A 26,270-nucleotide genomic window follows, 5' to 3' on the forward strand; every position below is an offset into this window, starting at 1 on the left:
AGTAATAATCAATACATACAATACATATACAACAAAAATTATGCACCACAGATGGGAGAATTTATGGGGGAATTTTTACAAAGTTTTTTGACTTCAAACTCATTTATTCCCCACGGCCATTGTTACCTGTGGAAGCCTGGTTTGGTGTGGCTGCATATCGCCTCAGATTCTCTAATTGCCTTAGCCTATTACTCTATTCCTATTACCCTCTTAAACTTTGTCCAAAAGCGACGGGATTTACCCTTCGATTGGATATTCTTGCTATTTGGAGCCTTCATAGTTTCTTGTGGCACAACCCATGTGATGGAAGTGTGGACGCTCTGGCACCCGACCTATTGGCTTTCCGGTATGCTAAAAGCCATTACCGCGGGAATTTCCCTTTATACAGCAGTGCTACTGGTACGGTTAATTCCCCAAGCCCTAGCGTTGCCAAACTCGACACAACTAGAAGCAGTTAACCGGAAACTGGAAGCCGAAATCATTGAGCGATCGCGTATTGAGGAGCAGCTGGTGCGATCGCAACATATGCTACAGCTAGTAATGGATAACATCCCACAATTCATCTTTTGGAAAGATAGAAATTCAGTTTATATAGGTTGCAATCGCAGTTTTGCCACAATGGCTGGCATTGACAATCCAGAGGATATCATTGGGCTGACAGACTACGACTTGCCTTGGAAGCAGGAGGAAACAGAATTCTTCCGCAAGTGCGACGCTCGCGTGATGGAGAGGGACGAGCCAGAATATCACATAATTGAACCCATACTGCAAGCTGATGGCAAACAATCGTGGGCGGACACTAACAAAATTCCCCTCCATGATGCAGAGGGAAAAGTTGTAGGCATCCTTGGCACTATAGAAGATATTACCGAGCGTAAACTGGCAGAGGAAGAACTGCGTAAAAGCCGGAATCGTTTTGATTTGGCTGTTCTTGGTTCCAGAGATGGCTTGTGGGATTGGGATCTTCAAAGCAACGAAGTTTATTTCTCGCCGCAATGGAAGAGTATGCTCGGTTTTGCGGAGCATGAACTGCAAAATAATTGGGATGCGTGGAAAAATCGGATACATCCGGATGATAGCGATCGCATACTAGCCAATATCGAAGCTTGTTGGGATGGACTAACTCCTCATTGGGAAGTAGAATACCGCTTGCAGCACAAAAATGGCTCTTATCGATGGATTTTCGGGCGGGGAGCGGCGTTATTTGATGCCAACGGCAGAGCTATCCGCATAGCGGGTTCCCACACAGATATTACCGAGCGCAAAGCTGCCCAAGAAGCTTTGGAAAAAGCTAAACATGAGCTGGAAAAAAGCTATAACCTCTTGCGTGCGGCGATCGATGGCACTCCAGATGTCATCTTTGCCAAGGATATACAGGGACGCTACATATTAGTTAACACCTCTGCTGCCCATTTATATAGCCAGCCGGCAGCGGAAATTATTGGTAAAGATGACACATTATTATTTTCGCCCCAAATGGCACAGCGACAAGCTGAAATTGACCGGAGGGCGATCGCTACCGGGCTTCCCCAGCGATCTGAAGAAGTTTTCACGCTCCGGGGAATTACACTAACTTATCTATTGACCAAAAGTCCCTACCGCGACGCGCAAGGAAACATCATCGGTGTTGTTGGTATCGCTCAAAACGTTACTTCCCGCAAACAGGCTCTTGATGCCTTAAAAAAAATCAACGAAGAACTAGAAAGCCGAGTTGAGGAACGCACAACACTTCTTAGAGATGCTAACCAGAAATTGCAGCGCGAAATTGCCGAGCGCACCGCTACTGAAGAGGCGTTACGAATTAGCAACCAAACTTTGGAAACGCTAATTGAAGCTTCCCCGGTAGCGATCGCCACCATCTCTGTTGATGGCAAGGTGATGATGTGGAACCCAGCCGCAGAGAGACTTTTTGGCTGGAGCGAACAAGAAGTTATGGGTCGCCCTCTGCCCATCGTTCCTCCAAGTGAACAAGAGCAAGCCCTTACCCTACTTCAATCTGAGATGCAGGGGCAGGTACCTTCTGGCATCGAATTACGCCGCCAGAGGAAAGACGGTTCATTGATTAATGTCAGCCTCTGGACAGCACCGATGTTTAATAGCAGTGGCGTTGTAATTGGTAGCATCGGCTTATTGATTGATATCAGCGCCAGAGTGCAAGCCGAAGACGCATTACGGGAGAGCCAACAGCGACTACAGGCAATTTTGGATAACTCCCCAGCAGTCATTTACCTCAAAGACCACGAGGGGCGATACCTTCTGGTCAACCGCCAGTGGGTCAGCCTGTTTCATGTCTCTTTAGAGGAAGCCAAAGGTAAAACTGACTGGGATCTTTTTCCTTATGAATTAGCGATCGCATTTCGGGAGAACGATCGAAAGGTACTCGAAAGCGGAACTGGTTTAAAAATTGAGGAAGTTGCCCCTCTAGACGATGGACTCCACACCTACCTGTCGATTAAGTTTCCTCTATACGACTCTGCTGGCGTATCTTATGCCATTTGCGGGATCTCCACTGACATCACCGAACGCAAAGTCGCTGAGGAGAAACTGCGGCAGTCGGAAGCAAAATTTCGCGAAGTAGCGACTAGGGAAGCACTACTCAATCGCCTTGCGAGCCAGATTCGCGCTTCCCTTGATTTGGATACACTTTTAGAAACAGCCGTACTTGAAATCCACAGCCAGTTAGAGATTGATGTTTGCCTGTTTAGTTGGTATCGTCCCAACGGCACTCGTCCTGGTTGGATGGTCGTAAAAGATGCTAAAAATCCCGATTTGCCCAGCTTCCGGGGTTTATATCCGTTGGAAAACTGGCATCCCTTCACATCTGCGCTAGTAAATCTGGAAATATTCCGAGTGGACGATGTTACTCAGAGTGATTTGGCAGTGCAGGAGATGTTAAAGCCATATAATGCGGCTTCTCTGTTGTCGCTGCCAATTCAGACGCAATCAGGCAAGTTAGGTGCGGTGACGTGTGGGCGCTTGGTTTCCCAGCAATCTTGGGCAGAAGAGGAGTTGGAACTGCTACAAGCAGTATGCAACCAACTAGCGATCGCTATCGACCAAGCCGCACTCTACAAACAAAGTCGCACCACTGCTGCTGCTGCCCAAGCACAAGCCACCCAGCTAGAACAAACCCTGCGCGAACTCCAACAAACCCAAGCCCAACTCGTTCAAAGTGAAAAAATGTCCAGTCTGGGACAGATGGTGGCTGGTGTCGCTCACGAAATCAACAATCCCGTTAACTTCATCTACGGCAATCTTATTCATACTAATGAATATGCCGAAGACTTACTCCGTTTGTTGGAACTTTACCAGAAATACTATCCTCATCCAGCAGAGGAAATTCAAGCTTCTATTGCCGCAATTGACCTGGAATTCATCCAACAAGACCTGCCCAAAATCCTATCATCAATGAAAATGGGAGCCGACCGCATCCGGCAAATTGTCTTATCGTTGCGTAACTTCTCGCGACTGGATGAATCCGAAATGAAACAGGTGGACATTCACGATGGGTTAGATAGCACTCTACTGATTCTGCAAAATCGTCTGAAACCCAAACCAGATCGTCCTGCTATCCAGGTGATTAAAGAGTATGGCAACCTGCCGCAGGTAGAATGCTACGCCGGACAACTCAATCAGGTGTTTATGAATATTCTCAGTAACGCTATTGATGTACTAGAAATGGGGAATGGGGAACGGGGAATGGGGAACCGGGACTGGGGCCTCGTGAATAGGGAATTTCCCATCCAAAATCCAACCCCCCCTAACCCCTCTTTATTAAGGGGGAAAGCCAAAATTCAAAATCCGGAAATTCGGATTTTTACCGAGGTGCAAGATGACAATCACGTGCTGATTCGGATTGTTGACAACGGGCCAGGTATGACCGAGGAGGTACAACGTCGGTTATTCGATCCTTTCTTTACAACTAAACCTGTCGGTGCAGGGACAGGTTTAGGGATGTCTATTAGTTACCAAATTGTGGTAGAAAAACATGGCGGTCAATTGCAGTGTATTTCAGCACCAGGGCAGGGCGCACAATTCCTCCTCCAGATTCCGATTGGGCAGAACAAGCGGCAAGTGCTGGCTCAGAAAATTATGTCTTAAAATTTGAGTGGCGTTTGTAGCGATCGCGCTTTTAGCAGTGACTGTTCAGGAGTAACCCGCCTAGATCACCAACAGGGAAAAACAACAAGTAAGTTTTACAACTTTTAATTTCTAGTTTGAAATTGCATCCCAATCTTGTTGCTGTGGGCGCTCGTGCGGAACGATATCATAAAAAAAGCAAATTGTCTTGATTCAGCATGACTTCTCACCCTGTGCAAAGTAACTTCAACAGAGACTCTGACCCTAGTGAACATAAACCTTCTGGCGATCCTGGTTTGCGCGGATTTGCCAATCGTCTTGCTAAAACGATGGAGCGAGATGCTTTAGTTCAAAAAACTACCGACGAGCTAAGAGATTTTCTTCAGGTCGATCGAGTAGTTTTATATTACTTTTATCGCCATTGGAAAGGTCAAGTTACATTTGAGTCTTTAAATTCTGACGAGTTCTCAATTTTCGGAACGACAGGAGCTGATGACTGCTTTAATGATAACTATGCAGAAATGTACCTAGAGGGAAGGGTAAGAGCGATCGCAGATATTGAATTAGAACCCATTCACCCTTGCCACCGCGATTTTCTCCGCAGCATCCAGGTTCGGGCTAATTTAGTAGTACCGATTCTGAATCCTTCCAGGTTGTGGGGCTTGCTAGTTGCTCATCACTGTCAACACCCTCGTCCTTGGCTCCCCTCAGATATCGAAACCATGCAAAAAGCAGCAGAAACTCTCGCCACTTCTAGTTCAATCCGAGAAAGCTAAAGAGTAGTTGAATTTTGTGTGCTGGGTGGAGCAACGAAACCCAGCACACATACAAATTCAATTAATTCAACCGAAACTCATCAAACTTTACCACCTTAGATTCTTCCACCGTATCAAAGCGGTAACTACTTACTGTACCCGTCCCCGTGTCCAATATACTGAACGCCGTAATTTCATTACTTGCCACATACGGCAACGGTTTCCCATCCTCACCCATCAGCGGCGCAATTGTAGGCACAACCGCCTGCAACCCATTCGGATCGCCCGTTACCGGATAATTTTCCTTATTAAAGCTATCTGGTACAGGTCGCTTCTTGTCGCCAACAGCAGCACCATAAGAGTTGCCCACATTAGAAGTTTCCAGAAAGTGCATCCCGCTAGGACTCACAAAACGATTCCATAAATGCGAGTGTCCATAAAACACCAGCTGCACCCCAGCCGCCTCTAGCAGTGGCTTCACATCCCGGATAATATAATCGGCTTCCTTGGGATACTCATAGCGAATAGATTTTATGCTGCCATCCGCATTTACTTCCCGCACTTGCACCGGGTCGGTATATGCAGGAACAATATTGTCACCCAGAGAATGGGGCGGATGATGCAACATCACCATTTTATATTTAGCTTCGCGAAACTCCGAACCCGATAGCTCTGTTTCCAACCATTTATACTGCTTACTACCCTTAGCAATTGGCTCAAAAATGTGCTGTCCATAACCCCAATTTTCAGGGTTATTCAAATCTTGCTCTCGTTCGCGGTATCTTCCCCTGGTCTTCTCTTCAAGTCCCCAATAACGCCACATATTTGTAGCGTACAACACCACCAAACGCACATCCCCAAAGGTGAGAGCGTAGTATTTTTCTCCACCTTCTTTGCTCTGGGGTAAAGTAAAAATTTCTTCGTAGGTGTCGGTATTAAAAGAATTGTCTTTCAACCAAGCTTCGCGCACCTTTGGGTCGTCACTATTGTTTAATTGCGCCGCATTTTTTGTATATATTTCCTCAGCAGCTTTCCGGGGAAACGAGTCATCAAACTGCTGATTTAAACTTTTATCCATCGAGAAGCGTCCCATGACTTCATGGTTGCCAATTGCAGTATAAATTGGGGCGTGTTGAATAATTTCTCCACCTCGATAAACTGTTTTGATGCCATTGCGATCGCTTATCGTTTTCGCCCGTCCTTGGAAACAAGGAAAAAAGGCACCTCCACGGTCATCATCAAACCACTCGCTAGCACGGTCGGGAACGTTTACCAAGTCCCCAACCATGAAAACAGCATCGAATTTTCCCATAGTCTCAACTGCCTTCTGAAGATTGGCAGCTGTCATCGGTTTGAGTTGGTGATCAGAAGTCAGCAGGATTTTCAGTGGCGTTCCCTGTGGAGGTTTAGGGGCGAGGGTGAACGCCTCGCTAGTTACAGCCTCGCCATCTTCCTGTTCGCTAGTCACGCGATAAGGCACACGTTTGCCTGGAGTTAACTCAGTAACTTCTGCCTCGTGCCGCCAGATGTCGCGTCTAGTTGGCTGCTGGTATTGATTATCCTCGGTTTGGTTCCCTACCTTTGATTCCTCGTCTTCCCTGGTGCGGCTGAGTTTGGTGGTAGTGGCGACGACACTTTGAGCGAAATTTTCACCGTAGGCGACACGATGACCAGTGCCAGCAAATTCAGTAAACCAAACAACTCGCACGCTCGTCTCGCTGGGCAGTTGCAGAAATGGAGCCGTCAGCAGCTGATTTTGGGATGTCATAACTGGCTGTGGGGTTAATAGCACAATTATTAGACTAACGGCTGCCAGAAGCAAAAACACAGCCGGAGCGAGTATGGTACGACTGGTGAGGCGTTGAAACATCGCTGTTTTTCCTGGGAGGGAAGGACGCGATTTTCCAAGGGAATAACCCCTTTGAAGGGTTCGCGCCAAAATATGTTTGTAGGGTGAGCATTTGCCCACCCTACAAAGGTTAACTCTTATTAATCGGAGTGGCGGGATTCGAACCCACGACCTCAGCTACCCCAAAGCTGCGCGCTACCAACCTGCGCTACACCCCGGCACAGTCTTAAATTTTATAATGTCTTTTTCTAAATTGTCAAGTTCAATTTAGAAAACCTTTAAAACTTGGATGGCTTGCACCAAACCCGGAACCGCATCCGCCGACCAATTCCCTTCTGCGCGCCTCCCAGTGTTCAAGATAAAGCGAAGACTGTAGGTGTGGGGATAACCTTCGACTTCCATCCAGAGTAAATCGCTTTCCGCCTCACAGGAAATTTTTTCTTCATCCATCAATTCATCGGCACTCTGGGCCATACTTTGAGCCAACTGCTCCAGCAATCGGCAAAATTCAGTTAACTCCGCTTCCGTCAGCTCAATCGCCCAATCCTCCCCACCTACTAAACCTTTAAATTCAGAGGTATCGGGGTTCCAGCCAATGCGCCAACCAACTCCACTTTTAACCACACGTTCCATAGACATTAAAAATTAAAAATTGAAGAACTTCTATTCCATTTTTAATTTTTCATTTTTTAACAGCTGAGCATCCCCCGGTTGGGGCAGTTGCCTGCGTTGGGGTGTGGGCTGTCGTGCAGGTGAGGAAGTGGAAGGTGGTGTTGTTGCGTTCTGGGATTTGCCGCCAAAAAAGCTAACTAAGACTTGAACTAACGCATCTCGTTGCGATCGATTCATCCGACTAACAGCAGCGCGATCGCCTTCTAAAGGATTTTTCCGCAAACTATCATAACCCGGATACACCGATTCGACTATCAATTCATTTGCACCCAGATAGTCAGCCAAAGTCAGCTTCCAATCGAGGCGATAATTTGGTGGACGTGACTTTACATATACGTGATACCGGATCAAGCGACTCACTAAAGTGTTTTCTGTCGCCGCCTTACCAGTTTCCTTACTGATGTATTGATTTTCCCGTGGCAAATCCGGTAGGCGTTGATAAACTTGTTGCCAGACATTCTCTGTCCTCACTATCTGGGCGTTAGCAGGATGAAGCAGGAAGGATGTAGGATGAAGGGAAAAATCAAGGATGCTTGTCCAAACGCATAGACACGTTGCTGTTAGGACAACGGTAAAACGCGCAATTGGGTTGAGAAACCTCCTACTTTGTCTTTTCATCTTCCCTCACAGAGCCTTCTGGTAGGAACGGAAGCCGCGTCTATTCATAGCGCGGAGGAAGTTCCAACTAGCGACTTTAGTCGCTGTCTTTCTACGCATAGCTATAGCCATCCTTTCTATGAATTGCTTTACAGTATTTGTGGCTAATGCCTGCCACTCTTCCCGTCGTTGTAGTGATATCGAAAGAGCCGGACGCACGACACAGAACACGACCGACATAAGAGCCGATTTTCTTCCCTGCTGTAACCCTAGCTCTGACAATATCGCCAGTCTGAAAGCCTTTGTGGATTTGCACCCTAGATTTGTGGCGCGTTGGAAAACCGTATTTGTCAGTTCCACACATCTGCCTCGTTCCATGCCCCTTAGCTGCAATCAATAAGGGTTTTTTTGTCAGTAGCTTCAGGATTTTGATATTGCCAACACACGCAGCATCAAGCCAGTGAGCTTTGGGAAGGTTGAACCGAGTTCGGTTGAACTTGGTTTGTCCGCCTGTTCCCGTAGTGACGGGCAACCCCGTTGTTTTGAGGGCATTGAACAATGCCCATCGAGTTGAGTTAACCACAGCCGCATCTTTCAAGGGGGATTTTGCCTGCTTCAAAATCCGACTCAACACATCGGACTTACTTGCCAGGAAATCTCGAATATCCTGATTCCCTTTTGCTTCATTGCAAGGATGGCAAGCTAAAGCCAGGTTAGAAATTCGGTCAGACCCGCCTTTTGACCTGGGCTGAATATGCTCAACCTCAAACGGGACATTTTCTACACCGCAGTAAGCGCATTTTCTACCCCATTTCTCTAGTAGATATTGGCGAACTTCATAGCCTTGTAATTCTCCTTGCTGATACTCAACTCCTGAAATTTCAGGATTCTGCATCAGTTGCAAGTCAAACCGCACCAGTTCTTGAACAATGCTCGTGATGGGTGCAAGTCGTTGGAACTTACGAACCCAAGTGATTATTGTTAAAACGCGATGTGACAAACTCGGAGCAAGCCTTCCTTTAGGACGAGTGCGATTGAGGAATCTTGCCTTGCGGTATCGGGTTAGGCGATTGCGCCTAACCCGTCGCAGTTGACGGCGAGAGAGCAGGGCATCCTTAATTTGATGTCCTCGGTGCTGCAATTCTGCGCCAAAGATAATCTTATTGCCTTGCTTGATGGCAATTCCCGTAACCTTTGAGCCTGGATCTAATTTGAGTTCAAGGCCGCATACTGGAACGTCTTGACAGCATTCTTTCAAAATGATTGTGAACGGGTAGCGACGAAACACAGCAGCTTTGCCTTGATTGAGAAGATGCCGCGCTGCTCCCGGATGAATTGGGTCTAGCGGTCGTTTGTTGGCATCGAGTAGGAAAACGAAATTGGACATTGAAATCTCCGTAAAACGGGTAAAGTTTTCCTCGTCAATGTTTTCAAGGCTTGTTCGGCTAACGGCACTTCCGATACCCCTCGTACAGATGTTTAACTGTTAGCGACAGAGCTACAAACTGGAAAGCATCTGTAGGTGTCATGTCCATCGAAAACGTAGCCAGTTAAGGCTTAGACTGGTCAGCTAACTGAAGTTGGAGGCATGAAGCCCCGTTACTTCAGTGCGGGGTGCTGACATAAAAATACTGCTGAGTGCCTTGGCTTATAGTGCTGAGTAAGGAGTCAGGAGTTAAGAGGGAAAATTTCTTTTCCCTAATCTCCCTTCCCCTCTACTTCTTTCCTAGTCCCCAATAATCTCCGGTTGGGTCAGTTCATCGGACATTTCAATAATTGCCCGCATCACTGGCTTCATCATCGGATCGTCTAGATTATCAAAGTCTTCATAGCGACGGCGCTTGGCACGATTCGCCACCTGAACCGTAATCCGGTAGCGATTGGAAGCCGCACTAACCAATTCTTCAGCCCGGTACATAATTAAAGCTGAATCAAACTTGGAACGCTTAAGCATAGGGTTGTATTTGTTATTAGTGGTTAGTGGTGGTATACGAGGGACGTTATTTGATGAAAGCGAGCGTTGCACACTTCAGTTTAGCAGGAGACCCAAAGCCTTTGGGGTTGTTAGCACTCCAGATCCGCTTTAGGGGGAATGTCTCAAAGTGCAAAGAATCGTTTAATATTGTTTAAATTATTGTCAAAGTATAGAGTTCTGAAAACAAACTTTTCGGGTATTACAGTTCATGCAAACCATTGTCGCACCTAGTGTTAAGCCGTTGGGTCAAGTTAATAGCCATCCCCTGAAGCTTATAGCGCTGGGAGACAGCATTGTTTATGGATACGGCGATCCTGAAGGTGGTGGTTGGGTGGAAAGGCTGCGGCGGCGCTGGATGTTGCCGGATAGTCCGGGACACGTCCTCTACAATTTGGGTGTCCGGGGTGACTGCGTAAAGCAAGTACAAGAGCGTTTAGAGCAGGAGTTTCGCCATCGGGGTGAATTGAGAAATCGCGTCCCGGATGCGATCGCGTTGTCGGTGGGGGTAAATGATTCGGCGCGACTGGCGCGAATTACAGGGCGAAATTTCACCGATTTTGAAGTTTTTCAAGCTGAAATGGCAGCTTTGCTGGAAAAAGCACAACATCTTTGTCCCGTCTTATTTGTAGGAATGGTGCCAGTCGATGAGGAGAAAATGCCATTTTTCGATTGTTTGTACTTCAATCACGCCGATCAATATCGGTATAAAGAAGCGACTCGCCTAGCGTGTGTAGCGCGACAGATTCCATATCTGGATATTTTTGATTTGTGGCTGGATCGGGGTAAAGATTGGTGGCGATCGCGTCTTACCCAAGACGGACTCCACCCTAATGTTTTAGGCTATCAAGCATTGCTGCAAGATGTCCTTAACTGGGAGCCAATGCAACAATTTTCTCAATTCAGCTTAACGACACCCTAAACTATCCCGTGTCGAGACACCAGTCACTGGGTTGATCCCGCTAGCGCGATCGCATAACTTGGTCACTTCATAGCGGTCAATCAAAGCATCGGTAAAATCAGCACCAGTGATATTTGTATTGTAAAAACGCGATCGCATCAAAGTCGCTTCCGTGAGGATCGCATTACTTAAATCAGCCTCATCTAACGTCACCCGATCTACCAAAGCGCCAGTCAAGTTTGCACCTCGCAAATTTGCCCCCAATAAAACGCCCTTTGTCAATATGGCATTAGTAAGATCGGCTCCTTGAAAATTTGTCTTCCGCATTTCGGCAGACACAAACACCCCACCCACTAAATCTGCATTTGAGAAATCCCGGTTATTCAAATTAATATTTGTGTAATTAATTCCATCTAGCTGAGCCAAAGCTGGAGTAGCACTCAAGATCACCCAGAACCAGGCAAGAACCAGGACTATAATTGCTCTCAGTAAACCTATCAAAAAGCTCTTTTTCTCCTTTCTAAGCTCAGTCTGCGAATGCCTACCACGAGGCTCTGCCTCACTTCTAAATTTTAACCATTTAGGAAGGTATTGCCTCCCCGACGGGGTTTGTTGGCTAAGTTTGGAACCGAAGAAGTTGTAAGGTTTCATCGAAAAAATTATAAATTAAAAATAGATGAAGGTTTCAATTTTTAATTTTACCCTCTATTTCCACATCTACCAGGTGGCTACTGGTAGGCGTTCCCAGTATCTGACTGGGAACGAGAATATAATTTTAGTCTTTAACTGTATTTAACCAATCTTCCCCAATTCGCAGGGTAATATCAGATTCCAGATCCCCAATGGAAGCAGCCTCAATATGACCAACACCCAAAACTCTTTTCAAATCCGCTGCCTTCCTTAAGTCACCTTGCTGCACAATAATTTGAGTTTGACTTTCTTGGTCAGCCCAATCCTGCACGATATAAATATTAGTAAATCCTTTCTCAGCCAAATATTTAGCAAAGCGATTACTTACACCTGGCTCTCCGGTAGCATTTTGGATAGCGATTCTCAAATTGCTCAGAGAACGACTTGTTTCCACTTCCGAAACAGTCGTTTGTTGGTCAAAATATTCGCGCACTATCCGGTCTTTCCCTACTTCATCCAGAATCCAATAACTGGCAATGTACTCTTTAGGATCGCTGAATCGACCGGGTAACAATACCATTTTGTAATCATCTTGCTCTAAGTTGATGCCAAAACTTGCCAGCGCCAGCATTTCCTCCAAGCTGAGATTGGTGTCAATGTACTTCCACATCACTTGGATGAGTTTAGGCAATTGTGCCAGCACAGTTGGATTAGTAAAACGCTGTCGCAACGCCTTCAGCAGCGCTTGCTGACGCTGTACTCGACCAATATCCCCATACTGATCCTGACGGAACCGGGCGAACTGTTGCGCTTGATCTCCATTCAGAGTTTGCCATCCTGGGGAAAGATCGATTTTAAGTTTTTGGGTTTTGTCTTCATAGGACATCTGGGTGGGAACAAATACTTCAACACCACCCACTAAATTGACCAACTCCCCAAAGGCGTCTGTAGTAACTCGCACGTAACGGTCAATCGGCACGTTGTTCAGGGTGCCACTAACAACTTTTGCAGCTAAAGCAGACCCTCCGTGTACGTTCGCTTGGTTGATTTTTTGCGCCCCAACGCCAGGAATTTCTACTCGCGTATCCCGTGGGATGGAAAGCATTTTTACAGAATGGTCTGTGGGGTCTAGGCGCAAAAGCAGCATTGTGTCGCTGTTGCCTGTGAAAGCATCGGGTGAGTTATCTGGGGACTCGTTGAGGCGGTCAATCCCCATGACGAGGATGTTTACAGGTCGCGCCAGACGATACTGAAAGCCTTTACCCCAGGTATCGTTTAGTGAGTTTTGTCCGGAAGCGTCAGAAGAGATAATCGGGGACAAAGGGGTAATTAGCGCCAAAGTTGCCCCAACTGTTGCAGAAACTGTTGCTGTGAGGACAACGGCACCTATCCATAACAACCGCCGCCCCAAGCCGCCTCTGTCAGACGGAACCTCTTCGGTAGCATCGCTATTCACATCTTCTGTATCGGGATATACTTGCTCGTTGTCAGAACCATTGGATGATTCTTGTCCGACACTTGTTTGAGGCTGTTTGATGCCTTCTTCCACTTTTACCTCGCGATCATAACCGCAGCCTAATCGTATCGTTCATGAGACTTGTATTCCAAGGTGAATTATAACTTCAGCTACTCGCTCCCTTAAAGGAAATGATCTTGTTTCTAGGGAAATGCTTTTTTTTGCTGACACATGACGACAAAGTTAATATAGTGCAGACAATAAATAGGCTGTAGCTAAAATGACTCAATCTTTGATACCTGTGATTCTAGCTGGTGGCAAAGGAGAACGCTTCTGGCCCCTGAGTCGCAAGCAGCGACCTAAGCAGTTTTTAAGTCTCGATGGTAGCGGCAAAAGTTTGTTGCAAGCTACAGCTGACCGTCTGCTGTCCCTGGCTGGCGGTTGGGACAAGCTGTGGGTGTGTACTTCCAGCTTGTTAGCCGAAGGTGTGAAAGAACAACTTCCCCAGCTACCAGTAGAAAATTTGCTGGTTGAACCAGAAGGACGCGACACTGCGCCTGCTGTTGCTTGGACAACTCTGGAAATTGCTAAAGCTTATGGTGAGGACAGTATAGTAGGCTTTTTCCCGGCGGATCACTGGATTGCCGACGAGAAAGCTTTTCAGGAAACTCTGGAAGCTGGTGCAGCTTTAGCCGCAACGCAGCCATCGATTGTAACTTTGGGAATTAAGCCGAATTATCCATCCACAGGGTATGGTTACATTGAGCAAGGGGAAGAAATTGGGAATTTTGGCGGATTTCCTGCTTACGCGGTGAGCAGATTTACAGAAAAGCCCGACCGCGAAACTGCTGAGGAGTTTCTGGCGACGGGTCGCTTTAGCTGGAACAGCGGGATGTTCATTTTCCAAGCTGGGGTAGTGTTAAAGGAGTTGCATACTTATGCGCCAGAAATCATCAGTCTTTTGGAAGAAAAAGGCGTAGCAGCTTACTCTCAGTTGCCGAAGAAGAGTATTGACTATGCGCTGATGGAGAAAACGCAACTGGCTTATGTGCTGCCAGTGTCTTTTGGGTGGGACGATTTGGGAGATTGGAACGCCATCGAACGGTTGCTGAAAGGGGATAAGCCCAACGTGGAACTGGCGACTCATGTAGGAATGGATACGCAGGGGGCGATTCTCTATGCTGAAGGTGAGGATGAGGTAATTGTGACGATTGGGATGGAGGATGTGGTGATTGTACGCGATCGCAATGTCACCCTGATTGTCAAAAAAGACCGCACTCAAGAAATCAAAAAGGTTCTTGAGTTGCTGCGAAGCAATCCCAAATTGGAAAAGCTGCTTTAAATCTATCCTCCAACGGAAGGCAGAAATTAGAACTATGAAGTATTAATAAGGATGGCGATCGCTAATCGCTAATTGTGTAAAAACCATTAGCGATTAGCGATTAGCCATTAGCCATTAGCTATCCTTCAAAACCCGTGTACTCCCTAACCCAAACCACTTCTCGCCAAAGAGAAATTCTTGAAGTCGTCTTTCGCAACGGCTGGGACTATATGCGACGGCTGTTGAGTGGCGGCAAACCTGATGAGCCGAAACTGCCAACACCAGCTGTACTCCGCAACATTTTAGTGGATTTGGGGCCCGTCTACGTCAAACTTGGACAACTGCTCTCAACGCGCCCAGACCTGCTATCGGCGGACTACATTAATGAACTGTCATTATTGCAAGACGATGTTCCGCCGGTGCCTTGGTCACAAATTGAAATCGTGATTCGGCAACAGTTATCGCGACCAATGGAGGAGGTTTTCGCCACTATCAATCCCCAAGCCGTTGCGGCTGGTTCAATTGCCCAAACTCATAAAGCAACTTTAGCCGATGGGCGAGATGTGGCGCTGAAGGTGCAGCGACCGGGAATTGATGTGGTAATCGCCCAAGATATCTCCTTAATTAAAGGCGTGGCAAGTTTAGTGACATTCACCGACTTGGGGCCAGACATAGATATTGTCGCCTTAGCTGATGAATTTTCTACGGCGTTGTTGGCAGAATTAGACTTTACTAAAGAAGCTGCAAATACCAATCAACTGCGACAAAATGTATCTAAAAGTCGTTGGTACGACCCCACGCAAGTAGTAATTCCAGAGATTTACTGGGAGTTTACTACAGAAAAGTTATTGGTGATGGAATGGATGGATGGCGTACCGCTTTTGTTGGCAGACTTTAGGGAAGAAAGCAACGGTAAAACTGTCGATGTACGGCGGCGAGAAATTACCCGATTACTATGCCGCGTTTTCTTTCAACAGCTGTATATTGACGGCTTCTTTCACGCTGACCCGCATCCAGGCAACATTTTTTATCTTAAAGATGGTCGGGTGGCGCTGCTTGATTGCGGGATGGTGGGGCGACTAGACCCCCGCACTCAGCAAATTGTGACGGAGATGCTGTTAGCAATTGTCAATATTGATGCACGTCGATGCAGTCAATTAACCCTGCAATTGGCTGAGTCAGCTACTTTGACAAATGTGTCAAACTTGGAGAATGACTTTGAGAAGCTGCTGCGAAAATACTACAACCTCAACCTGTCACAAATAAACTTTAGTCAAGTATTTTATGAGGTGTTGCAAGTAGCCCGCGATAATAAAATCCGATTGCCTAGCAATATGGGTTTATACTCAAAAACTTTGGCAAATTTGGAGGGGACGGCGCGGCGATTTGACCCGGAAATGAATCTAATCGAGGAAATTAAACCTTTGATGACAGATTTGTTCCGTCGTCAGCTATTTGGAGACGAGCCGTTACAAGCTTTGCTGCAAACAGCTTTGGATGTTAAAAGTCTGTCTTTGGAATCTCCCCGTCAGGTTGAGTTACTGTTAAATAGAATCACTTCTGAAACTTTGAAGTGGAATATAAAGACGCCAGACATCATTCCATTTCGTCGCAGTTTGGAGAATTCTGCTAACCGCCTTTCCTTCAGTGTTGTAGTGGGTTCTCTGATTATCGGGGCGGCGATTATTTCTAGCAACGCTCAAACAGGAGGTGGGCTATCTTTGTTAAGCAATGGTCTATTTGCTGCTGCTAGTTTCTTGGGTTTGTGGTTAGTTGTTAGTATTCTACGTTCCGGGCGTTTGAGGTAGTAGAAAAGTAGCGATCGCTGTACACAGACAATAAAGTTCTTAAGTAGACAATAAAGTTCTTAAGTAAACAATAAAGTTCTTAAGTAAACAATAAAGTTCTTAAGTAACTGGCACACAGGTATAAGTACCTAAAGTCTACAACCAGATTAGCTAATTAGCGATCACTCTTGAAAAGCGTGGACAAAGACTCGGCAATGAAATGCTGATCAGCTTTGTTCACGTTTTCAGTTTTTAACTACTCTTTTTGGCACAGGACTAAAAACCTTAGTGGAGTTGCATGGAATTCATCGGTAGTTAGAGGGCTTTGGTGTTACTTGTAGACTTTGACTGAGAATCAACATGTACATTCCAGGCTAAAACTTAATCCAAAACCCAGAACAATTGGCTGTTACTTGCGCCTTGGTGGATTGGCAATACTAAGGGAGTAGTCACTAAAGCCAAGCTATCAGTAGCTTAGAATAGTATCCGGTCAACTCCCGACTCAAGAGGAAATCAAAGATAGTGCCACGTCGCAGCAGTAAGCAGCCTACTAAATCCATCAAAACAGACGCGCAAACTGAATTGAAATTCCCGGCACCAGAAAATGAGAAGCTGGAGGTGTCGGCGATGGAGACGTGGCTGTGGGATGCGGCGTGTACGATTCGTGGCACGACTGACGCGCCGAAGAAGTTCAAGGATTTCATCCTGCCCCTGGTGTTTTACAAGCGCCTCTCGGATGTGTTTGATGATGAGTTTGCCCGTCATGTGGAGGAGTTTGGGGATGAAGAGACTGCCCATGAGGTGATTGAGGCTGACCATAAGGATGCCATACCGACGGGACGTAAAGACCGAATGGTGCGCTACTACATCCCGGATGAGTATCGTTGAGACAAAATCCGCAATCACGGTGAGGAGGGGTTGGGGGAGTTTATCACGACTGCTACTCGGAAAGTGACGGAACTCAACCCGGAACTGAAGGGTGTGCTGGATATTAAAGACTACAACGAAACCCAAAGCGGTCAGCGGACTCTGGGGGATGACCGTCTGGCGGCGTTGGTGGAGGTGGTGAGTCGCCATCGGTTGGGGTTGAAAAACACCAGTCCGGACGTGTTTGGGGATGCCTACGAGTATCTGCTGCGGAAGTTTGCCGAAGGGCAGGGGCAAAGTGCGGGGGAGTTTTTGACGCCGCCAGAGGTGGGTTGGTTGATGGCGGAAATTATTGACCCTGCGCCTTACACTACAATCTATGACCCGACTTGTGGTTCGGCGAGGCTACTGATTAAACCGCGTTTGGTGTTTGAGCGCAATTACCCCGACCAGAAAAGCAAAGCGCCTAAACTCTATGGTCAGGAACTCACTCATACGACGTTCGCGATCGCCAAATTGAATGCAGTCATCTACGATTTTCGCGATTCGAGTTTGGAAATTGGTGACACGTTTCTCAATCCGAAGTTTGTGGAGACGGGTAAGGGGTTGATGCGCCATGATTACGCGGTTGCTAATCCCGTGTGCTATTTAAAGTCACAAATTTTGCGTCAAATGAGACGGTTTAAGAATGCTGATTTTAGCCATCCAGAGAATCTTATTCCCTGTTATCAAGAAATTTTGTCTAATCTGAAGTGCTTGATTTGGGTTCGTTCTGACGAGGAAAAGATACAACCAAGTTTAAGGGAGAGGATACAGTTAGCGTTTGACCATCCTGAGCTAGTAAGACGGTTTGGTTGTTTATTTTTGGGAGAAAGTGACCAGTTGATTAAAACGATCAAACTTGTCTCGGAAGATTATCTTAGTGGACAATGTGGATTTTGACGCCGATAAAACTGGTTTTATCGGCGTCAATCTGAACGAGATCAACTTCACCTTAGCTGCGCTCATTCAAGAGTCGGCGTGGCGCAGGCGAGAATTATTAACCTAGAACGGAAGCGCCCAATCCTTGCTGCTTTCTTGAGCATCAGCTGCGACTACGGGCGCTCGTTCCTCCGTTTCTTTTTCTGGTGCCTTGCTGTCATCATTTTCTTCATTTTGGCGTATAACTTTCTCCCAGCCTCTCTAGTTAGAGCGGACAACCTGACCCCTTCTGGGGGATTGTGGGATAGCTTTTATTTCTCTGCAACAACCTTCACCTCTCTCTCGTCTAACCTTCAGGCGGGTTCTGTTTTGGCGAAGATTTTCGTACTTGTCGAGGCGGCGATTGGCTACCTAATGACCGATTTGCTGGTGGCGATTTTGGTGAAAAGAACAAGCCGAGATTAGAGGAAGCGCGCTTTTTTACGCCGAACAAAGCGGGGCAAAAAGGCAGTCAAAAACGCTAAAAGCGTTGCAGAGCAGGAATATTTTCCGGCGAACGGATTTGAGAGCGCTAGTCTTCTAAAGGGAGCTTTCGATGTACAGCGATTGATTCACAATTGGGTAAGACCGCATTGGGGACTGACAAAAAATACGACTCCTGCAATGGCAATGGGATACTGCCAACACCCGCTTTCAACGCATGAATTGTTGACCAAGGCAGAACCTGGCACTAATTAAGATACGTTTACCCTGGCAAGGAGGATAAATTTCTCATCTGAGAATGTTGGAATTATCCAGAATGGCTGGAAAACCTAAAGAGGGGATTCAAGCTATAAGTGTGAGGAAGTATATTCATGAAGCGCGCCTGTCTGACAGGCGTTAACTCAGCTCATAAAATTCATCGGCAGAGGTTCAATGATTGCCATACCTGGAATTGCTTTCCATTGCAAAATCTATGAGAGTTCAGTATCTCTAGTGTATCGGGGCATCCGAGTGCAAGATCAGCGATCGCTCGTAGTTAAGCTACTCAAGCAAGATTATCCCTCTCCCCAAGAACTGACACGCTACAGGCAAGAATATGAAATTACCCGTTCTCTCAACCTGGAAGGCGTTGTTAAGGCATACAGCCAGCAAGACTATCAACGCACACTCGTCATTCTCTTAGAAGATTTTGGTGGAGAGTCTCTAGAGCAATGGATACACAAGCGACCAGAGACTTTCTGCCCGATGCCCTTAGCTACTTTTCTACCGCTTGCGATCGACCTGACAAACATTCTAGGCAGAATCCATGCCGCCAATGTTATTCATAAAGATATCAATCCAGGAAACATCGTTTTCAATCCGGATACTGGCGTTGTTAAAATTATTGACTTTGGGATTGCTACCCAGTTTAGCCGTACAAATCCGACGTTCAAGAGCCATTATGGTTTAGAAGGAACTCTTGCCTATTTGTCTCCAGAGCAAACCGGGCGCATGAACCGTTCGCTCGATTACCGCACCGATTTTTACTCGCTCGGTGTGACGTTCTACGAACTGTTAACCGGACATCTGCCGTTTCCCACAGCAGACCTCCTTGAGCTAGTTCATTGTCATATTGCCAAACACCCTGTTCCGCCCCATGAACTGAATGCAACGATTCCCAAACCTGTTTCAGATATGATTTTGAAACTGATGGCGAAAAATGCTGAAGAGCGTTATCAGAGTGCTTGGGGTATCAAAGCAGATTTAGAAACAGGTTTTTGCCAGTTCGCAGAAACAGGTCAAATTGACAGTATTCAAATGGGTATTCAAGACGTTTGCGATCAGTTTCAAATTCCACAAAAACTGTATGGGCGCGAAGCAGAGATTGAAGCATTATTAGCAGCGTTTGACAGAGTAGCAGGAATGGGGAATGAACAATTGAGACTGAAGAATGAAGAAAATTCTGAATTCAAAGTCGAGATGATGTTGGTCTCTGGCTACGCTGGGGTTGGGAAATCAGCATTAGTGCAGGAACTCTACAAACCTATTACTGCAAAGCGCGGTTATTTTGTATCTGGTAAGTTTGACCAATTTGGGCGCAATATTCCCTACAGCGCGATCGCCCATGCCCTGCAAAAATTGGTGCAGCAACTGCTGGGTGAACCCGACGAGCAATTGCAACAGTGGCGATCGCGTTTCCTCACAGCCTTGGGAAGCAACGGACAAATCATCATTGATGTGATCCCTGAAGTTGAATTGATTATTGGCAAACAGACACCCGTTCCAGAAGTTGGTGCAACGGAAGCTCAAAATCGCTTCAATCGAGTCTTTCAGCAGTTCATTCGGGTATTTGGTTCAGCAGAACATCCCTTAGTGATCTTTCTGGATGATCTTCAGTGGGTAGACTCAGCAACACTCAAGTTAATTGAGTTGATAATGACAGATGTCCAGACGCAATATCTGTTTCTGATTGGAGCCTATCGAGATAATGAGGTGAATTGCTCGCATCCACTCACGATAATGCTGGAGGGACTCAGAAAAGCGGGAGTAAATACTAGCCAAATTACGTTAGCACCGTTGGGACTAAACGCGATTGCACAACTGATTGCAGACACATTACACAGTGACATCAGTACAATCATCTCACTGGCAGAATTAGTATTGCAAAAAACAGGCGGAAATCCCTTTTTTGTCAATGAATTTCTAAAAACGCTCTATGCAGAAAACTTATTAAGCTTCGACCTTGAAAATCTTAGTTGGCAATGGGATATCACTCACATTGAAGGCAAGAACATCACGGATAATGTGGTGGAGTTGATGCTTAGGAAACTGAAAAAACTGCCTCCAGCAACTCAGCGAGTTTTACAATTGGCCGCTTGTGTTGGTGCTAATTTTGATTTAAGCACCCTCTCTATCATCTGTGAAAGCTCACATGGGGAAATTTTTCCGGAACTAATAGCCGCGGCTCAGTCAGGTTTAATTGTGCCGACATCTGAGTTAGATGAACAACTCCTGGTTCAGGATTACAAATTCTTGCACGATCGTGTGCAGCAAGCCGCCTACACCTTGATTGATGCGTCACAGAGACAAATCATTCATCTGCAAATTGGTCGTAATCTCCTCGAAAAAACGTTACCAGAGCGATTAACAGACAGACTGTTTGAAATTGTTGATCACTTAAATCAAGGAATTGAGCTTGTCACCGATCAATCGGAACGCAATGAAATTGCCAAATTGAACTTGCTGGCAGGTCAGAAAGCAAAAGGGGCGATCGCTTACACGATTGCTAAAAAATATTTAGCATCAGGAAGAGAATGCCTGACAGCGTCTAGTTGGCAAACAGAGTATGACTTGACCTTAGAGTTATTTTCAAAAACAACAGAAGTCGCATATTTATGTGGCGAGTTTGAAGGTGTAGACCAATGGGCAGGAGTCGTTCTGCAAGAGGCTAAAACGGTTCTCGATATCGTGAAAGTTTACAAAGTCAAAATTCAGACCTACATGGCGCAGAGCCAGCCATTGAAAGCAATCAATACCGCATTGCAGGTTTTGCAGCAACTGGGAATTAGTTTTCCCAAAACACTCAGTCAGTCAAATATTCGCCTTGAACTAGACGCAATCACATCTCTCTTTGGGGAGAAACCGATTGGAGACTTAATTCATTTGCCCCAAATGACCAAGCCAGACAAGTTGGCCGCGATGCGAATTCTATCTAGTATCACAGTTGCTGTTTATATCGCGGCTCCTGATTTGATGCCTCTACTTGTATCTAAACAGGTCAATTTGTCAATCCAGTATGGCAATGCTTCTGTGTCTCCCTTTGCCTATGCCACCTATGGATTTATTCTTTGTAGGACAGCCGAAAACATAGAATCTGGCTATGAGTTTGGACAGATTGCTTTAAGGCTGTTGTCACAGCCGAATACCCATTCACTCAAAGCTAGGACATTGTTATTCTTAAATGGCTTCATCATTCCGTGGAAAAAACATATTAGAGAAACACTGGAGCCATTCTTAGAAGGCTATCGAAGTGGACTAGAAACTGGGGACTTAGAGTTTGCTAGCTATTGCGCTCACAATTACTGCATCCACGCCTTTGTGGCTGGAAAGGAACTCGCCGAGGTTGAACGCGAGATGGCGACATACAGTGAAGCAATTCGTCAAATCAAACAGGAAGCAACACTCCTCTGGATGCAAGTATATCGGCAGTCTGTCTTAAACTTGATCGGATGCTCGGTCAATACAACCCGTCTAGTTGGCGAATCCTATAATGAGGAGAATGGATTGCCACTACATGAAGCAGCAAATGATGAAGTCTTAATCTTTGACGTCTACTTAAACAAGCTTTTGCTATGCTATCTATTTTGTAATTATGTTCAGGCAGTTGAAAACTCAACCATAGCGGAACGTTATTTAAACCGCGTCACAGGGTCACCTTTTTTTCCTTTATACTACTTCTATAACTCTCTTTCAAGGCTTGCAATTTATCCTGAAAGCAGCTCTCAAGTGCAGGCAGAAATACTCAAAAAAGTTGCTCTGAGCCAGGACAAAATGAAGCAATGGTCACATTATGCGTCCATGAATCATTTGCATAAATATCATCTAGTTGAGGCAGAGAAAGCACGAGTTTTGGGGCAGTTACTTGAGGCAGAAGAGTTCTACGAACAAGCGATTCAAGGGGCTAGAGACAACGAGTATCTTCAAGAAGAAGCATTAGCCTATGAATTAGCTGCCAAATTTTACCTATTGCGTGGTAGAGAAAAGTTTGCCCAAACCTACATGAAAGAAGCTCACTACTGCTATGAACACTGGGGAGCAGTTGCAAAAGTCAAAGACTTGGAAACTTGTTATCCACAGTTCTTTCCTCAGTCATCGAGTTTAGCTGACACACGAATTCGCACTAATGCTGGCACCACCTCGAACACCTCACATATCGCTTTTGATTTGGCGACGGTGATGAAAGCATCTCAAGCGATTTCGAGTGAAATTGAACTAGATCAGTTGCTCCGTTCCTTAATGCAGATATTAATCGAGAATGCTGGCGCACAAACAGGATTTCTGATTTTAGAAAATTCAGGAGAATGGGTGATTGAAGCTGCCTGTGAACTCAATGATGGTGCGAATTGTGCTACACAAGTACTGCAATCAATTTCAATGGTAAATTGCTTACCCGAATCCATTATTCAGTATGTGATCCGGACTCATGAACCTGTCATCTTAAATGATGCTATTCATGAAGGTAATTTTATCTATGAGCCATACATTCAACATCACCAAACTCAATCACTGCTCTGTTTGCCGCTGCTCAATCAAAGTAAGCTCGTTGGTGTGTTGTATCTGGAAAATCAATTAATAACTGGGGCGTTTACATCAGAGCGATCGCAGATTTTACATCTGTTATCATCCCAGGCAGCGATCGCGATCGAAAATGCCAGACTTTATTCAAAGCTACGCGCCAGCGAAAGCAAAATGACTCAATTTCTAGAAGCAGTTCCGGTGGGCGTTGCCGTCATTGATGCGACGGGTCGCCCTTACTATGCCAATCAACGGGGCATTCAGCTCATGGGCAAAGGGATTGATCCTGCTGTAGCGCCGGATAAAATCGCAGAGGCTTATCAATTTTATGTGACGGGAACAGAACAAAACTATCCCACTAAGAAACTACCTATTATCCAGGCATTGAACGGCGAACGCACCACAGTTGATGATCTGGAAATTCACCAAAACAATGTAACTATTCCAGTTGAGGTGTGGGGGACTCCTGTCTTTGACGAACAGGGCAAGGTAGTTTACGCGATCGCAGCCTTTCAAGACATCACAGAGCGCAAACAAGCAGAGAAACTGCTAGCCGACTATAACCGAACATTGGAACAACGAGTAATTGAGCGGACTTTGCTGCTTTCGCAGGAGATTGAAGAGCGCCAACGAATTGAAAACGCCCTGCGCCAGAGTGAAGAGCAACGCAGGCTGACAATGGATTTCACCCACATCGGCAGTTGGAACTGGAATATCGTGGAGAATACAACGAACTGGAACGATAACCACGCTCGATTGCTGGGGTTGGTCCCCGGTGAAGTTGAGAGTAGCTATCAGGCATGGCGCGATCGCGTTCATCCAGAAGATATTCATCGGATTGAGCAAGCTGTTACAGCAGCTCTAGCAACTCATACCGATTTTGAAGCTGAATATCAAGTGATCTACCCAAATGGTAGTATTCACTGGTTGGTTGGCAGAGGTCGAGGCATTTATAACGCAGCCGGACAGCCTGTGCGAATGTTGGGTGTGATTCTTGATATTAGCGATCGCAAACTCGCCGAAGCTGCCTTGATTCTGGAAGAACGCAACCGCATGGCGCGAGAAATCCACGATACGTTGGCACAGTCCTTCACGGGCATTATCATTCACGCTAGATCTGCTGCTAGCAAGATAACAGTAGACCCAGAAAAAGCTCAAGCTTACCTGGCTCAAGTACAAAACTTAGCCCGAACTGGACTCACGGAGGCACGCCGCTCTGTAGAGGCGCTACGCCGTCCATACTTATTAGAAAATAACGATCTGTTAAGCGCTTTCAAGCAACTGGCAACCCAGTTAGAATCATCCTCTGGTACGACAATTATGTGTGAAGCCATCGGTATTCCCTATCCACTACCCTCGGAGGTGGAGAATAATCTGCTCAGGATTGGACAGGAAGCCTTGACTAATGCACTGAAGTACGCCAGAGCAACCGAAATTCGCGTTGAACTGATATATCAGTCCACGCAGTGCAGATTACGAATTAAGGACGATGGACAGGGATTTCCCATTGATCGTTCTTCTAGCCACAATGGCTTTGGTTTATTAGGGATGTCAGAACGTGCCGATCGCATTGGGGCACAACTCCAGATCCAGAGCACTCCTGGACAAGGAACAGAAATCGCGGTGTCCGTAAATCAGCAGGAAAAACCATCATGAGTCAATCTAATGCCATTCGTGTTCTGGTTGTAGACGATCACCCGGTTGTGCGTCAGGGCTTGGTCGGGATGCTAGAAGAAGTGCCAGATATTCTTGTAGTTGGACAAGCTGGAAATGGTCAGGAGGCACTTGCTGTCTTTCGTCAAGAACAGCCAGATGCAACTTTGATGGACTTGCGGATGCCCCATATGGATGGAGTCGCTGCGATTACTGCCATCTGCACCGAGTTTCCTGCTGCTCGGATTATCGTATTGACGACTTACGAGGGCGATGAAGACATTTATCAGGGGTTACGAGCAGGAGCCAAAGGATATTTACTCAAAGATGCTGAGCCAGAAGAATTGCTGGCTGCTATTCGCGCTGTTCACAAAGGACAGAAGCACATTCCACCTCAGGTAGGTGCCAAACTCTTAGAGCGCATGACGAGTCCAGAATTGAGCGATCGCGAGTTAGAGGTACTTCAACTCATTACAACGGGCAAGAGTACCCAAGTCATTAGCAAGGCTCTACATATTACTGAACGCACTGTCAACTTTCATATCAATCATATTTTAAGTAAGTTGGGTGTAGAGGATCGCACTCAAGCGGTGATCGTTGCATTAAGGCGAGGCATTGTTAGCTTGTAGCGTCATACCTGTTAAATTTGTCAGGTTATCAGTTGCCTAATTTGTCAGCTTATATTCTGAAGTTTTTCTCAGCGACAAAATCGACTTAACTCTCTAAATTGAGAGTATGCAACAGATAACACAGAGGTATTGATTTACCCAATTTTGAAAGATGTTTTATAGCAATCATCTGTTTCTACCTGCTGCACTCCTTTCCTAAGAGGTGCCAATGAGTCTCGGTGATTATTATAATCGGTTGCTTGTGCCAATTTCTGAACAAGATCATATTCAGGGATTGGTGAGCGCTTCAGTGGCACTCGTTGAATATGGTGACTATCAATGTCTTATTTGTGGCGAAGCTCACCAATTAATCAAGGCGATCCAGCAACAGCTATACGACTTATGCTTTGTATTTCGCCACTTTCCACAGCCGCAAATACATCCTTATGCCCAACGTGCAGCCGAAGCGGCCCAAGCGGCAGCCGCCCAAGGTCAGTTTTGGCAAATGCATGACATTTTGTTCACCCATCAACAAGCGTTAGGAAACGATCATCTTGTGGAGTATGCCAATAATTTAGGACTTGATATCCCTCAATTTCTGCAAGATATATCAAGTAAAGTACATATCAATCGCATCAATCAAGATATCGAAAGTGGATTAAACAGTGGAGTAACGGCTGCCCCAGCACTGTTTATTAATGAAATTCGCTATATCGGTCGCTGGAATATTGACCAGTTGATGGCAGCAATTATCACTGTAAGTAATTGATGTTCCTGGTTTTTAATCCTAACTAATGTCTCACTGAGGAAAATTTTATGACATCCATTCTATTACTGTTTAAAAATGGTTTTGAGTGCTATTCAGTTTTTAACTTAAATTTATTTTTTGGGCAATTCAGATATATAGTTGCACTTCAGGATGCTGAAATTGAACTTAACTTAAAA

19 protein-coding genes and 1 tRNA gene are annotated in these 26,270 nt (G+C 45.9%); 11 read left to right on the top strand and 9 right to left on the bottom strand.

All coding sequences use genetic code 11. The annotated features are described in order from the left end of the window. Positions 1 to 87: 87 nt before the first annotated feature. Together H6F63_RS03690 and H6F63_RS03695 are read left to right on the top strand one after the other, a co-directional pair. Entirely contained in the window at positions 88 to 4,101 is a 4,014-nt protein-coding gene (locus H6F63_RS03690) for a PAS domain S-box protein (RefSeq protein ID WP_190634988.1), read from the top strand. A gap of 308 nt (positions 4,102 to 4,409) precedes the next feature. After that, entirely contained in the window at positions 4,410 to 4,856 is a 447-nt protein-coding gene (locus H6F63_RS03695; protein WP_347276769.1) for a GAF domain-containing protein, read from the top strand. Positions 4,857 to 4,917: 61 nt separating this feature from the next. On the opposite strand, the gene H6F63_RS03700 is transcribed toward H6F63_RS03695, so the two are convergent. The 6 genes from H6F63_RS03700 to H6F63_RS03725 form a co-directional block, all read right to left on the bottom strand. Next, the gene (locus H6F63_RS03700; protein WP_190634991.1) at positions 4,918 to 6,705 is read right to left on the bottom strand and encodes a metallophosphoesterase family protein; all 1,788 of its coding nucleotides are present in this window, start codon (positions 6,703 to 6,705) and stop codon (positions 4,918 to 4,920) included. Between the two features lie 123 nt (positions 6,706 to 6,828). Beyond that, positions 6,829 to 6,902 (bottom strand) — tRNA-Pro (locus H6F63_RS03705). A gap of 49 nt (positions 6,903 to 6,951) precedes the next feature. Beyond that, positions 6,952 to 7,317 carry a DUF1818 family protein gene (locus tag H6F63_RS03710; protein WP_190635035.1) on the bottom strand — a complete coding sequence of 122 codons (366 nt, stop codon included), beginning with the start codon at positions 7,315 to 7,317 and terminating at the stop codon, positions 6,952 to 6,954. A gap of 30 nt (positions 7,318 to 7,347) precedes the next feature. After that, positions 7,348 to 7,974: a hypothetical protein gene (locus H6F63_RS03715; RefSeq protein ID WP_199297622.1), complete on the bottom strand. Its 627-nt coding sequence runs from the start codon at positions 7,972 to 7,974 to the stop codon at positions 7,348 to 7,350. A 91-nt stretch (positions 7,975 to 8,065) separates the two neighbouring features. After that, positions 8,066 to 9,340 carry an RNA-guided endonuclease IscB gene (iscB, locus tag H6F63_RS03720; protein WP_190634994.1) on the bottom strand — a complete coding sequence of 425 codons (1,275 nt, stop codon included), beginning with the start codon at positions 9,338 to 9,340 and terminating at the stop codon, positions 8,066 to 8,068. 339 nt (positions 9,341 to 9,679) lie between these two features. Next, positions 9,680 to 9,907, bottom strand: a complete 228-nt coding sequence (locus H6F63_RS03725) for a DNA-directed RNA polymerase subunit omega (RefSeq protein ID WP_190420966.1) — start codon at positions 9,905 to 9,907, stop codon at positions 9,680 to 9,682. A 229-nt stretch (positions 9,908 to 10,136) separates the two neighbouring features. On the opposite strand from H6F63_RS03725, the gene H6F63_RS03730 reads away from it, so the two are divergent. Next, complete coding sequence (locus H6F63_RS03730) at positions 10,137 to 10,847, top strand: GDSL-type esterase/lipase family protein (RefSeq protein WP_190634997.1); 711 nt, start codon at positions 10,137 to 10,139, stop codon at positions 10,845 to 10,847. Here H6F63_RS03730 and H6F63_RS03735 read toward each other — a convergent pair. Both H6F63_RS03735 and H6F63_RS03740 read right to left on the bottom strand, forming a co-directional pair. Next, positions 10,833 to 11,327 carry a pentapeptide repeat-containing protein gene (locus H6F63_RS03735; protein WP_347276766.1) on the bottom strand — a complete coding sequence of 165 codons (495 nt, stop codon included), beginning with the start codon at positions 11,325 to 11,327 and terminating at the stop codon, positions 10,833 to 10,835. The genes H6F63_RS03730 and H6F63_RS03735 overlap by 15 nt on opposite strands. Before the next feature lie 274 nt (positions 11,328 to 11,601). Further along, positions 11,602 to 13,005, bottom strand: a complete 1,404-nt coding sequence (locus H6F63_RS03740; RefSeq protein ID WP_190635001.1) for an LCP family protein — start codon at positions 13,003 to 13,005, stop codon at positions 11,602 to 11,604. Positions 13,006 to 13,192: 187 nt separating this feature from the next. On the opposite strand from H6F63_RS03740, the gene H6F63_RS03745 reads away from it, so the two are divergent. Together H6F63_RS03745 and H6F63_RS03750 are read left to right on the top strand one after the other, a co-directional pair. Further along, positions 13,193 to 14,254: a mannose-1-phosphate guanylyltransferase gene (locus tag H6F63_RS03745; RefSeq protein ID WP_190635003.1), complete on the top strand. Its 1,062-nt coding sequence runs from the start codon at positions 13,193 to 13,195 to the stop codon at positions 14,252 to 14,254. 134 nt (positions 14,255 to 14,388) lie between these two features. Further along, the gene (locus H6F63_RS03750; protein WP_347276767.1) at positions 14,389 to 16,041 is read left to right on the top strand and encodes an AarF/ABC1/UbiB kinase family protein; all 1,653 of its coding nucleotides are present in this window, start codon (positions 14,389 to 14,391) and stop codon (positions 16,039 to 16,041) included. Between the two features lie 431 nt (positions 16,042 to 16,472). On the opposite strand, the gene H6F63_RS29825 is transcribed toward H6F63_RS03750, so the two are convergent. Further along, the gene (locus H6F63_RS29825; protein WP_190635045.1) at positions 16,473 to 16,724 is read right to left on the bottom strand and encodes a hypothetical protein; all 252 of its coding nucleotides are present in this window, start codon (positions 16,722 to 16,724) and stop codon (positions 16,473 to 16,475) included. Between H6F63_RS29825 and H6F63_RS29215 the strand changes: the two genes are divergently transcribed. The 6 genes from H6F63_RS29215 (at position 16,648) to H6F63_RS03780 (ending at position 26,094) form a co-directional block, all read left to right on the top strand. Further along, entirely contained in the window at positions 16,648 to 16,908 is a 261-nt protein-coding gene (locus tag H6F63_RS29215; RefSeq protein WP_242019506.1) for a type I restriction-modification system subunit M N-terminal domain-containing protein, read from the top strand. The genes H6F63_RS29825 and H6F63_RS29215 overlap by 77 nt on opposite strands. Before the next feature lie 30 nt (positions 16,909 to 16,938). Continuing rightward, entirely contained in the window at positions 16,939 to 17,829 is an 891-nt protein-coding gene (locus tag H6F63_RS03760; RefSeq protein WP_199297626.1) for an N-6 DNA methylase, read from the top strand. Positions 17,830 to 17,907: 78 nt separating this feature from the next. Beyond that, complete coding sequence (locus H6F63_RS03765) at positions 17,908 to 18,273, top strand: hypothetical protein (protein WP_190635006.1); 366 nt, start codon at positions 17,908 to 17,910, stop codon at positions 18,271 to 18,273. 450 nt (positions 18,274 to 18,723) lie between these two features. After that, positions 18,724 to 24,720, top strand: coding sequence for an AAA family ATPase (locus H6F63_RS03770; RefSeq protein WP_190635007.1), 5,997 nt, complete (start codon positions 18,724 to 18,726; stop codon positions 24,718 to 24,720). Further along, on the top strand, positions 24,717 to 25,346 hold the full coding sequence (locus H6F63_RS03775; RefSeq protein WP_190424679.1) for a response regulator transcription factor: 630 nt from the start codon (positions 24,717 to 24,719) through the stop codon (positions 25,344 to 25,346). Before H6F63_RS03770 ends, H6F63_RS03775 begins: the two co-directional genes overlap by 4 nt. 208 nt (positions 25,347 to 25,554) lie before the next feature. Continuing rightward, a complete protein-coding gene (locus H6F63_RS03780; RefSeq protein ID WP_190635009.1) occupies positions 25,555 to 26,094 on the top strand; it encodes a DsbA family protein in 540 nt (179 codons plus the stop codon). Positions 26,095 to 26,270 lie beyond the last annotated feature (176 nt).

The sequence above is a fragment of the Trichocoleus sp. FACHB-40 genome, assembly GCF_014695915.1.
In the GTDB taxonomy this organism is placed as follows: Bacteria; Cyanobacteriota; Cyanobacteriia; order Cyanobacteriales; family FACHB-T130; genus Funiculus; species Funiculus sociatus.